Annotated in this window: 9 protein-coding genes; 2 read left to right on the top strand and 7 right to left on the bottom strand. The window is 72.3% G+C overall.

Translation table 11 applies throughout. The annotated features are described in order from the left end of the window. Positions 1 to 367 precede the first annotated feature (367 nt). A complete protein-coding gene (locus ABTZ54_RS35535) occupies positions 368 to 1,375 on the bottom strand; it encodes a stage II sporulation protein M (protein WP_351672077.1) in 1,008 nt (335 codons plus the stop codon). 119 nt (positions 1,376 to 1,494) lie between these two features. Between ABTZ54_RS35535 and ABTZ54_RS35530 the strand changes: the two genes are divergently transcribed. Beyond that, entirely contained in the window at positions 1,495 to 2,445 is a 951-nt protein-coding gene (locus ABTZ54_RS35530) for an RDD family protein (RefSeq protein ID WP_351672074.1), read from the top strand. 2 nt (positions 2,446 to 2,447) lie between these two features. On the opposite strand, the gene ABTZ54_RS35525 is transcribed toward ABTZ54_RS35530, so the two are convergent. Continuing rightward, positions 2,448 to 3,059, bottom strand: coding sequence for a hypothetical protein (locus ABTZ54_RS35525; RefSeq protein WP_351672071.1), 612 nt, complete (start codon positions 3,057 to 3,059; stop codon positions 2,448 to 2,450). A 141-nt stretch (positions 3,060 to 3,200) separates the two neighbouring features. Further along, entirely contained in the window at positions 3,201 to 4,655 is a 1,455-nt protein-coding gene (ahcY, locus tag ABTZ54_RS35520) for an adenosylhomocysteinase (protein WP_351672068.1), read from the bottom strand. Positions 4,656 to 5,129: 474 nt separating this feature from the next. Between ahcY and ABTZ54_RS35515 the strand changes: the two genes are divergently transcribed. Beyond that, the gene (locus tag ABTZ54_RS35515; RefSeq protein ID WP_502997375.1) at positions 5,130 to 7,130 is read left to right on the top strand and encodes a fructose-specific PTS transporter subunit EIIC; all 2,001 of its coding nucleotides are present in this window, start codon (positions 5,130 to 5,132) and stop codon (positions 7,128 to 7,130) included. Positions 7,131 to 7,224: 94 nt separating this feature from the next. On the opposite strand, the gene ABTZ54_RS35510 is transcribed toward ABTZ54_RS35515, so the two are convergent. From ABTZ54_RS35510 to ABTZ54_RS35495, 4 genes are all read right to left on the bottom strand, one after another. Next, positions 7,225 to 8,163, bottom strand: coding sequence for a cation diffusion facilitator family transporter (locus ABTZ54_RS35510; protein ID WP_351672063.1), 939 nt, complete (start codon positions 8,161 to 8,163; stop codon positions 7,225 to 7,227). A gap of 81 nt (positions 8,164 to 8,244) precedes the next feature. After that, on the bottom strand, positions 8,245 to 9,396 hold the full coding sequence (manA, locus tag ABTZ54_RS35505) for a mannose-6-phosphate isomerase, class I (protein WP_351672060.1): 1,152 nt from the start codon (positions 9,394 to 9,396) through the stop codon (positions 8,245 to 8,247). Positions 9,397 to 9,703: 307 nt separating this feature from the next. After that, entirely contained in the window at positions 9,704 to 10,948 is a 1,245-nt protein-coding gene (locus ABTZ54_RS35500; protein ID WP_351672057.1) for an SIS domain-containing protein, read from the bottom strand. A 67-nt stretch (positions 10,949 to 11,015) separates the two neighbouring features. After that, positions 11,016 to 11,201: a Trm112 family protein gene (locus ABTZ54_RS35495; protein WP_132919332.1), complete on the bottom strand. Its 186-nt coding sequence runs from the start codon at positions 11,199 to 11,201 to the stop codon at positions 11,016 to 11,018. Positions 11,202 to 11,580 lie beyond the last annotated feature (379 nt).

Genomic DNA, 11,580 nt, shown 5'->3' with positions numbered 1-11,580 from the left:
TCCTCCGGGCGCTTCCTTCGTTCTTGCGTTTCCGACTCTATCAGATCTTTCCGATCCGATTTCCTCGGTGCTTTCCGGTCCCGAATTTGTTTCTTCGAGGCCTTCCGGCGCATTCCGACTTTATCAGATTCATTTCGGCCGACCTAATCGGTGGCTTCGTGATTCGGATAAGGAATCGGGGTGGCCCCACCGTCGGAGAATTCCGACCGGGGCGAGGAAGAGTCTAACTCGTCAACCCCGAGCTTGTCCAGCTCCAGGCAACCGTTTGAATCTACCTCCCCGCGCCATCCGTGTCAACGGTTTTTGCGGGCGAAGAGGAGACTAGCAGGTCAGCGGGGTGCTCTGCACATCGGCGGCACCGGGCGGGTCACGCGGCTGTCGGCAGTTCGGCGCTGCGGTCGGCCTCCTCGACGTCGCCCGTGTCGCCGGCCCGGGCGGCTCGACCGCCGAGCACATAGACGTACGCGAGAAATGCCAGCTCAGCGGCGATTCCGATGGCGATTCGGGCCCAGGTCGGCAGTCCGGACGGGGTCACGAAGCCTTCGATCAGGCCCGAGACGAAAAGGACCAGGGCCAGGCCGACGGCCATGCCGATCGCCGCTCGGCCCTGCTGGGCGAGGGCGGCTCGCCGGGTGGTGGGACCGGGGTCGATCAGGGTCCAGCCGAGGCGCAGGCCCGTACCGGCGGCGACGAAGACCGCCGTCAGCTCCAGCAGGCCGTGCGGCAGGACCAGGCCGAGGAACACGTCGAGGCGTCCGGCGCCGGCCATCAGGCCTATGCCGACGCCGAGGTTCAGCATGTTGAGGAGGAGGACATAGAGGACCGGTATGCCGAGGAACGCGCCGAGGACCAGGCACAGGGCGACGGCCTGGGCGTTGTTCGTCCAGACCTGGGCGGCGAAGGACGCCGCCGGGTGGCTGGAGTAGTAGGTCTCGTACTGCCCGCCGGGGCGGGTCATCTCGCGCAGCTCGGCCGGGGCGCCGATCGCGGCCTGGACCTCGGGGTGCGTACCGATCCACCAGCCGATCAGGGCCGCGAGCAGAGTGGAGAGGAGTGCGGTGGGCACCCACCAGTGGCGGGAGCGGTAGACCGCGGCCGGGAAGCCCGCCGTGAGGAAGGTGACCGCGTCGCGCCAGGAGGCGCGGCGGGTGCCGGTGACCGTGGCGCGGGCGCGGGCCACGAGCTGGGTGAGCCGGGCCGTGAGCAGCGGGTCCGGGGCGCTGGTCTGGATGAGCGAGAGGTGGGTGGCCGTGCGCTGGTAGAGGGCGACGAGTTCGTCGGCCTCGGCGCCATCGAGGCGGCGGCCCCGGCGCAGGAGGTGATCGAGGCGGTCCCACTCGGCTCGGTGTGCGGTGACGAAGACGTCGAGGTCCATGATCGGCTGCTGCTCCAGGCACTGGGTGCGTACGGTCCGTACTACTGCGGCGCGCTGCGGATCAGCTTGGCAGACTGGCGTTCGGACGCGGTGGGGCAGGTCGACGAAGGGCGGGCGGCGTGAGCGGGATCGTGACGGGGGATGCCGTCGTACTGGGGTTGCAGCCGGCGCGGCTGCCGAGCCGGGCGCTGGCCCTGTTCATCGACCTCTTCGTGGTCTGGGCCGCGTATCTGCTGATCAGCATCGGTCTCGCGCTGGCGACGGCGTCGCTGGACGAGGCCGCCGCGATGGCGCTGTCGATCGTGTCCTTCGTGCTGGTCCTCGTGGGGGCGCCGATAGCCGTGGAGACGCTGTCGCACGGGCGGTCGCTGGGGAAGCTGGCCTGCGGGCTGCGGGTGGTGCGGGACGACGGCGGGCCGATCCGGTTCCGGCACGCGTTGATGCGCGGGGCGATGGGGGTCGTGGAGATCCTGATGACCTTCGGGGCCATCGCGTGCGTCGCCTCGCTGGTGTCCGAGCGCGGGCGGCGGATCGGCGACGTGTTCGCGGGGACGCTGGTGGTCCGTGAGCGGGTCGCCTCCGCGCCGAGCAAGGCGGTGCCGCCGCCCCCGCCGTGGCTCGTCGGCCGGTTCGCCGGGCTTGACCTGTCTGCCGTGCCGGACGCGCTGTGGCTGGAGATACGTCAGTACCTGACGCGGATGATGCAGCTTGACCCGGCGATCGGGCGGCAGCTGGCCGAGCGGCTCGCGGACGAGCTGGTGGCGCGGACCGGGACGCCTCCGCCGCCCGGGGTGCCGGCGGCCGCGTTCCTGGCCGGGGTGGTCGCCGAGCGGCAGGCGCGGGACGCCCGGCGGGTGTTCGCGCCGGGGTCGGGGGCGGGGTCGGGGTCGGTACGCGGGCCGGTGCCTGGGCCCGTGCTCGGCCCCGTGCCCGGCATCGTGCCCGGCATCGTGCACAGCCCCGTTCCTGGTGCGGCGCCCTCGCCCGCTGCCTCGCCGCCGGCAGCTGCTCCCGGGCCCACGCCCGGCCCTGCGGCGCCGCCCGCCACCGGGTTCGCGCCGCCGGCCTGAGGTCAGAAGACCGACGGTGGGGTGTCCAGGTCCTCCAGCTCGATGCCGGGGGCCGAGAGGACCACGTCCCCGGCCAGGTGGACGGTGTGCCGCTCCCCCGTGTCGAGGGTGCTGACCTGGTATTCGTCCACGGTCAGGGGGCCGTTGTCAGTGGCGTGCGCTTCACTCTTCAGCAGGGCCCAGGACTGGTCGACCGTCAGGGGGGCGAGCACGGGATCCGTGAAGGCGACGAGCCGGACGCGGGTCTCGGGGGAAGAGGGGGTGAGCCGCAGGAGCCGGGAGATCGCGACGAGGAACGCCGGGGACGTGCCGGTGAAGGCGTGGGCGCGCACATTGCCTTCGGTGGCGTGGGTTCCGGTGGGGTCGGTGCGGACCCAGGTGACGCCGTCGACGGCGGCGCCGCGCACCTGCCAGTCCGCGGAGTGGAGTTCGAGCCGGATGGGGCGGCCCAGGGCGTCGATGGCCAGGTCGACGGAGCCCGCGGGGTCGCCGGAGGGGGTGGTGGTCCTTGAGACGTAGCGCCAGCCGGAGGGGCCGGGCGCGCAGCTGAAGTGTTCTTCGCCGAGGGGGGTGTGATCGTGCGGGTCATGGAGCGAATAACGGCCGCGGGGCATGGGTCCTCGGGGTGCTTCCTGGAGCTGTGGGCCGGTTGAGACGAGGCAGGCCCCCGACACGGGGGTGCGGGGGCCTGCCTGCTGTCCTACGGGTGTGCCGGGCGCCCCGGCGTCAGTGCACTGACGCCGGGTGCCGGTACATCAGTAGCGGTAGTGGTCCGGCTTGTACGGGCCCTCGACCTGGACGCCGATGTAGGCGGCCTGCTCCGGGCGGAGGGTCGTGAGCTTGACGCCCAGGGCGTCGAGGTGGAGGCGCGCGACCTTCTCGTCCAGGTGCTTCGGGAGCACGTAGACGTCGGTCGGGTACTCCTCCGGCTTGGTGAAGAGCTCGATCTGGGCCAGGGTCTGGTCCGCGAAGGAGTTCGACATCACGAAGGACGGGTGGCCGGTCGCGTTGCCCAGGTTGAGCAGGCGGCCCTCGGACAGGACGATCAGGACCTTGCCGTCGGAGAACGTCCAGGTGTGGACCTGCGGCTTGACCTCGTCCTTGACGATGCCGTCGATCTTGGCCAGGCCGGCCATGTCGATCTCGTTGTCGAAGTGGCCGATGTTGCCCACGATGGCCTGGTGCTTCATCTTGGCCATGTCGGCGGCCATGATGATGTCCTTGTTGCCGGTCGTGGTGATGAAGATGTCGGCCGTCTCGACGACGTCGTCCAGGGTCGCGACCTGGTAGCCGTCCATCGCCGCCTGGAGGGCGCAGATGGGGTCGATCTCGGTGACGATGACGCGGGCGCCCTGGCCGCGGAGGGACTCGGCGCAGCCCTTGCCGACGTCGCCGTAGCCGAAGACGACCGCGGTCTTGCCGCCGATGAGGACGTCGGTGGCGCGGTTGATGCCGTCGATCAGGGAGTGGCGGCAGCCGTACTTGTTGTCGAACTTCGACTTCGTCACGGCGTCGTTCACGTTGATCGCCGGGAAGAGCAGGGAGCCGGCCTGCTGCATCTCGTAGAGGCGGTGGACACCGGTGGTGGTCTCCTCCGTCACGCCGCGGATCTCGGAGGCGAGCTGGGTCCACTTCTGGGGGCTCTCGCCGAGGGTGCGGTTGAGGAGGGTCAGGATGTACCCGTACTCCTCGCTGTCCGCGGTGGACGGGTCCGGAGCGGCGCCGGCCTTCTCGAACTCGACGCCCTTGTGGACGAGGAGGGTGGCGTCACCGCCGTCGTCCAGGATCATGTTCGGGCCGCCGGTGGGCGTGTTCGGCCAGGTGAGGGCCTGCTCCGTGCACCACCAGTACTCCTCCAGGGTCTCGCCCTTCCAGGCGAAGACCGGGACGCCCTGGGGGTTCTCCGGGGTGCCGTTGGGGCCGACGGCGATGGCCGCGGCGGCGTGGTCCTGGGTGGAGAAGATGTTGCAGGAGGCCCAGCGGACCTCGGCGCCGAGGGCGACCAGGGTCTCGATGAGGACGGCGGTCTGCACGGTCATGTGCAGGGAGCCGGTGATACGGGCGCCGGCGAGCGGCTGCTGCTCGGCGTACTCGCGGCGGATCGACATCAGGCCGGGCATCTCGTGCTCGGCGAGGGTGATCTCCTTGCGGCCGAAGACGGCCAGCGAAAGGTCGGCGACCTTGAAGTCCTGCGTGGCGACAGTCGTCATGACTGGAGCTGCTCCTCGTGGGATCGGTTTCGAGGGTTCGAGTGGGCACCTGGCACCGCGGTGGTGGGCGACGAGGGCATAGGAATGCCCGGGTGCTCCCGCGGTGCAGTCGTCGGAGGCCCTCTCTCCCTCGGCCGGTCCTTGGGGGGACCGCCCGACCGCCATCAGCAGCGACGTCTGGCTGGTCACGAATCTACACCGATCGGCGCAGTGACCCACAGTCCGCCCCGGTCCGGGATTCGGCCGGATCGGGACTCGACAAAGGGTCGAGAGACCTGCGCATTCAGGGCCTTATGGACTTTTGACATGGCTCCTGGCCGAGGGACGATGCTCGGGAATCCGGAGCGACGACGTCCGGAGCGAGGCTGAGGAGAAGCGCGTGAGGAACAGCTCGTGACCAGTCCGGCGGGCGGGCAGCGGAGGACGAGGCTGCTCGCGGTGACCGCGTGTCCGACGGGGATCGCCCACACCTACATGGCGGCCGAGAAGCTGGCGCAGGCCGCCGAGGCGCTCGGGGTGGAGATCAAGGTGGAGACCCAGGGCTCGATCGGCGCCGAGAACGTTCTTTCTGACAACGATGTCAGGGAGGCGGACGGGATCATCATCGCCGCCGACAAGGACGTGGACCGCAGCCGTTTCGCCGGCAAGCGGGTGCTCGCGGTCGGGGTCGCCGAGGGCATCCACCACCCCGAGCAGCTCATCCAACAGGTGAGCGGCGCGCCCGTGCAGGGCGACGGCGGGGGCGGCGGGGCGGCCGGGGGCGCTTCGGGCAGCGGGGGCTCCGGCGGCGGCAAGGAGCGGAGCCTCGCGTACAAGGCGCTGATGAACGGCGTCTCGTACATGATCCCGTTCGTCGTCGTGGGCGGGCTGCTGATCGCGATCTCGCTCGCCATCGGCGGCCACACGACGCCGGAAGGCCTGGTCATCCCGGACGACTCCTTCTGGAAGGACGTCAACAACATCGGGGTCATCGGCTTCAAGCTGATGGTGCCGATCCTGTCGGGCTACATCGCGTACGCCATCGGGGACCGGCCCGCGCTGGTGCCCGGCATGATCGGCGGCTGGATCGCGAACGACGGTTCGCTCTACGACTCCGAGGCGGGCGCGGGCTTCATCGGCGCGATCGTGACCGGCTTCCTCGCCGGCTATCTGGTGCTGTGGATCAAGAAGGTCCGGGTGCCGAAGTTCGTGCAGCCGATCATGCCGATCATCGTGATCCCGATCGTCGCCACGACCGCGCTCGGGCTCTTCTTCATCTATGTGATCGGGCAGCCCATCTCCTGGGTCTTCGAGCATCTGACCAGCTGGCTCGGCGGGATGACCGGCACCAGCGCGATCCTGCTGGGGGCGATCCTCGGCCTGATGATCGCGTTCGACATGGGCGGGCCGGTCAACAAGACCGCGTTCCTCTTCGGCACCGGGCTCATCGCCACCGGCAACCAGACCGTCATGGGCATGTGCGCCGCCGCCATCCCCGTGATGCCGCTCGGCCAGGGCCTCGCCACGCTGATCCGCCGCAAGCTCTACAGCGAGCAGGAGCGGGAGACCGGCATGGCCTCGCTCTTCATGGGGCTCTTCGGCATCTCGGAGGGCGCGATCCCGTTCGCCGCCGCGCGGCCCGCGCAGGTGATCCCCGCGAACATGCTGGGCGGCGCGGTCGCCGGTGCGCTCGCCGGGCTCGCCGGGGTGACGGACGCCGTGCCGCACGGCGGTCCGATCGTCGCCGTGCTCGGCGCGGTCGGCGGGGTGCCGATGTTCTTCCTCGCCGTCGCCGCCGGCACGCTCGTCACCGCGCTCACCACCAACGCGCTCATCGACATCCGGGAGCGGCGGGAGCAGGGGGCGGGCGCCCTCGTACCCGCCGGTGTGCCCGCCGGTGTGCCCGTGGGCGCGGGCGTGGGCGCGCCCGTGTCCGTCGCCAAGGCCGAGCCCGCGCTCGTCGGCGTCGGGAGCGGGGCCGGGACCGGCTCCGGCGTCGGGACCGGCGTCGGGACTCCCGTACCGCCGGGTGACGGGGGTGAGGTGCTGTCCGGGTATCTGACCGGGGAGACCGTGAAGGTACGGCTCGACGCGGATCACAAGGACGCGGCGATCCGCGAGATGGCCGGGCTGCTCGCGAGCACCGGCAAGGTCGCCGATCTGGACGGGCTCGTCGCCACCGCGTTCGCGCGGGAGGACCAGGGCACGACCGGGCTCGGTGAGCAGATCGCCATCCCGCATGCCAAGACGGACGCGGTCACCGCGCCGATCGTCGGCTTCGCCCGGTCGCCCGAGGGCGTGGAGTGGGGCTCGCTCGACGGGACGAAGGCGCGGCTGATCTTCATGATCGCGGTGCCGGAGGCCGCCGCCGGGGACGAGCATCTGCGGATCCTGGCGCTGCTCTCCCGGAAGCTGATGGACGCGCACTTCCGCGAGCGGCTGCTCGAAGCGCCCGACGAGGCGGGGATCCTGCGGCTGCTCGGCGAGATCCGTTAGCCACGCCCCGCACGCCCCGCACGTCCCGCACGTCCCGCACGCTCCGCATACGACGAGGCCCCGGACCTGATGTCAGGTCCGGGGCCTCGTCGTGTCAGGCGTCCTTCTTCTTCGCGGCCGCCTTCTCGCTGTAGATGTCCGGCTCCAGGTAGATGACCCGGGCGATCGGGACGGCGGCGCGGATGCGTGCCTCGGCCGCGTTGATCGCGTCGGCGACCTCGGCGGCGGTCTCGCCGGCCTCCACGCCGATCTTGGCGGCGACGAGCAGCTCCTCGGGGCCGAGGTGGAGGGTGCGCATGTGGATGAGTCGGGTGACGGTCTCGCCGTCGACGACCGCGTCCTCGATCCGCTTCACCTCGTCGATGCCGGCGGACTCGCCGAGCAGCAGCGACTTGGTCTCGACGGCGAGGACGAGCGCGATGAGGACGAGCAGCACACCGATGCAGACGGTGCCGATGCCGTCCCAGACGCCGTTGCCGGTCAGCAGGGCCAGGCCGACGCCGCCGAGGGCGAGGACGAGGCCGACGAGGGCGCCGAGGTCCTCCAGGAGGACCACCGGCAGCTCGGGGGCCTTCGCCCGGCGGACGAACTCCTTCCAGGACTGGCTGCCGCGGAGCGGGTTCGACTCCTTGATGGCGGTCCGGAAGGAGAAGGACTCCGCGATGATCGCGAAGACCAGGACGCCGACCGGCCAGTACCAGGCCTCGATCGCGTGCGGGCTCTTGATCTTCTCGTAGCCCTCGTAGATGGCGAACATGCCACCGACGGAGAAGAGCACGATGGAGACGAGGAAGGCGTAGATGTACCGCTCGCGGCCGTAGCCGAAGGGGTGCTGCGGGGTGGCCTCACGCTGGGCGCGCTTGCCGCCGAGGAGGAGCAGACCCTGGTTGCCCGAGTCGGCCAGGGAGTGGACGGACTCGGCGAGCATCGAGGACGAACCACTGAAGAGGAACGCCACGAACTTGGCTACGGCGATCGCGAGGTTGGCGGCGAGGGCCGCCACGATCGCCTTGGTTCCGCCTGACGCGCTCATGGGTCTACGTGTTCCCTTCGTCGGTGCTACGGCCTGCGGCCCTGCTGCCCTACTGCCGTCGTTCGGCCGGTCATTGTCGCATCAGGCCACGACGGTGGCACGGAAGACCGTTCCCGTACCGGACAGTTCGGTCGTTTCGCCCGCCGGTACGAACACGGACTCGCCCGGCGCGAGGGCCGTCCCGGCGACGACCGGGCGGCCGGCGGTGGCGAGCAGGATCTGCGGTGTGGCGGCGGTGAGCGCGGTGGGGGCGGCGCCCTCGGCCCGTACGAAGCGGGAGAGGCGGAACTCGTCGATGGGGGTGTCGTAGACCTCCTCCCCCGCCGGGGAGGCCTCGGGGCGCAGGATGCCCGGGTCCATCGGCTCGAAGCGGACCACCCGAAGGAGTTCGGGGACGTCGACGTGCTTGGGGGTGAGGCCGCAGCGCAGCACGTTGTCGGAGTTGGCCATGATCTCGACGCCGAGCCCGTCGAGGTAGGCGTGCGGCACTCCGGCGCCGAGGAACAGGGCCTCGCCGGGCTGGAGGGTGACCGGGTTGAGCAGCATCGCCGCGATGACGCCGGGGTCGTTCGGGTAGTGATGGGCGATCTGGGCGTACGGGGCGTGCGCGCCGCCCAGGCGGGTCGCGGCGGCCGCCGCCTCGGCGACCGTGTGCGCCATCTCCTCGCGGTCGGCGGTGAGGAGCGCCGTCAGGACCTCGCGCAGCGCGGCCTCCACCGGGTGGGCCTGGAGGAGGTCGACGTACGGCTTGAGGGAGTCCACGCCGAGCGCGGCGATCGTGTCGGCGGCCTCGACGGGGTCGCGGAAGCCGCACAGGCCGTGGAAGGGGGTGAGCGCGCAGATGAGTTCGGGCTTGTGGTTGGCGTCCTTGTAGTTGCGGTGCGGCGCGTCGAGCGGGATGCCGGCGGCCTCCTCGGCGGCGAAGCCCTCGCGGGCCTGGGCGAGGTCGGGGTGGACCTGGAGGGAGAGCGGGGCGCCGGCGGCGAGGATCTTGAACAGGAAGGGGAGGCGCGGGCCGAACTTCTCCACGGTCGCCGGACCCAGTTCGCGTACGGGATCGGCGGCGACGACCTCGTTGAGCGGACCGCGGCCGGTGCGGGACGGGGCGCCGGGGTGGGCGCCCATCCACAGCTCGGCCTGGGGCTCGCCGGTGGGGACGGTACCGAGCAGCTCCGGGATGGCCGTCGTGGATCCCCAGGCGTAGGGGCGGACGGTGTTGGCGAGGCGGTCCATGGGGCTTCCAGCTCTTTTCAGTGCGGTGGGTGCGGTGATGGACGTGGGGGCCGGGGGGACTGCGGGGGCGTCGTGGGGGCTGCGGGGGCCGTGGGGGCTGCGGGGCCGTGGGGGCTGCGGGGCCGTGGGGGCTGTGGGGGCCGTGGGGGCTGTGGGGCGTCATGGGGCCGCGGGCCGGCTCCGGGAGGGGGCTGGTCCGCTAGGTGGTTGGTGGGGGCTTTGGGGGCCGTAGGAGCCGTGGGAGCCCTGAGGGCTGTGGGGGCCGTCAGGGGTGTGGGGGTGTTGGTGTGTCATGGTGCTGGGGGTTTCAGCGGGGAGACAGGCCTGCGGAGGCGAGGGAGAGGTAGACCGCGGCGAAGTCGGTCACCGCGAGGAGTTCGGCCAGGGCCTCCAGTGCGGTGCCCTCCTCCGGTTCCAGTTCGCTGATGGCCGTGCCGTGGCCGAGGGCGAGCTCGCGGGCCGCGGGGGCCGCGCTGAGGGCGCCCGTCTCGGGGTCCACGGGGCTCTCGGGGCCGGTGGGGCCCGTCGGGCCCTGGCCTTCGGGGTTCGCGCCGTCCGGCTGGTTCGCCCTGCCCCTGTTCGTGGGGCGGTCGCGGAGCAGGACCACCCGGGCGCGCAGCGCCTGCGGCTCCTCCACGCGGTCGCGGAAGAAGTCGTCGGGGTCGGCGCCCGCCGCGTAGTCCCCGGCCAGCAGCACGCCGTGGGCCGGCATGGCCTCCGGCAGCTCGGCCGCCAGCGCGGGCAGGCCCGCCAGCTCCGCCAGTACGGCGGCGAACCGGCGGCCCGCCGGGCCCGCGGCCTCGCCCTCGGTCCAGATCAGCGGGAGCGAGTCGGCGAGTTCGGCGGCCAGGGTCTTGGCCGGGTTGCCGTACGTGGCGATGGCCGGGCCGCAGCGTTCCGCCGTCCGGTCCAGGCGGTCGGCGACCTGCTCCAGGGCGTCCGGCGGGGCGTCGACGAGGCCGACGCGGTCCAGCAGCGCGAGGAGCGGTGTGAACAGGGCCCACAGGGCACCCGGGCTCGCGGCGAGCGTCTCGCCGTACTCCGGGACGGTCTCGTGCGGGGCCATCGCCATCGGTACGAGGAGGCCGTGGGAGCGGCCTACGGCCTCGGCGAGCGGGGAGGTCTTCGGGGCGACGGCGACGACGCTGATGCCGCGTCGGTACGCCTGCTCGGCGAGGAGGGAGAGGCCCGGTTCGGAGCCGTCCGTCGTCGGAATCAGCAGCAGGTCCACCGAGCCGGCCCAGCCGGGCAGGGCCCAGCGGAGGGCGCCGGCCGCGGGGGCGACGCCGGTGGGGGCGAGCCGGATGACCGGGGCCGCCGCGCCGGCCAGGGCGCCGACCAGGTCGGCGACGCCCGCCGCAGCGGTGCCGGGGCCCGCGACGAGGACGGCGCGGGGGCGGCCCTCGGGGTGGAGCTCCGCGATGCCGGCCTCGGCGGCGTGCCGGGCGGCGGTCCGTACCCGGGCGCCGGCCTCGGCGGCGCCGCGGAGGAGGCCGCGGCGGTCGGCGAGGGCGAGGGCTTCCGGTGCGTCGAGGAGCGACTCGTCGAGCATTTCGCGGGCCTCCGGTCGTCGTCGTCGGAGCGGGGCCGGCTGGGTGGCCGGCGTGGTTCTTCCCTGGTTACGCGGGGCGGCGGGCCTCGTCCACCAGCAGGACCGGGATGCCGTCGCGGACCGGGTACGCGAGACCGCAGTCGGCGGCGGTGCAGACGAGCTCCGGGGTCTCTTCCGCGGTGCGGTCGTCGAGCGGGGAGTGGCAGGCCGGGCAGGCCAGGATCTCCAGGAGGCCGGCTTCGAGCGGCGGCATGTGCGGGTCCCTTCGGGCGGGGCGGGGTCGCGCGGGTGGCGCGGTCTCGGGCCAGGTCAGCCTACCGCTGGGGTGGGGGGTGTGCCGTCGGCGTGCCGGTGCCACGTTGGGGGGTGGGGGTGGACGTTGGGGGGACGGGGGTTGGCTTGTGGGGGGCGGGTGGGGGGCGGGGCGGGGCGCTTGTGCGGTGTGGTGGGGGCGGGGGTGCAGGCGCGGAAGCCTAGGCCCGGCAAGGGGCGCCGTTCCGTTGTGCCCACCCGTTCCGCCCCAGCGGAACGATTGCCCACAACGGGCGGGGCGGGGGCGGGAGGCGCGGGGCGGGCGGGGAGCCCGGGGGGCGGAGGCCCCGGGGGCTGGAAGCCCGGGGGGCGGAGGCCCC

The sequence above is a fragment of the Streptomyces sp. NPDC094032 genome (assembly GCF_040303965.1).
Taxonomy (GTDB): Bacteria; Actinomycetota; Actinomycetes; order Streptomycetales; family Streptomycetaceae; genus Streptomyces.
This window is presented reverse-complemented; position numbering and strand designations above follow the sequence as displayed.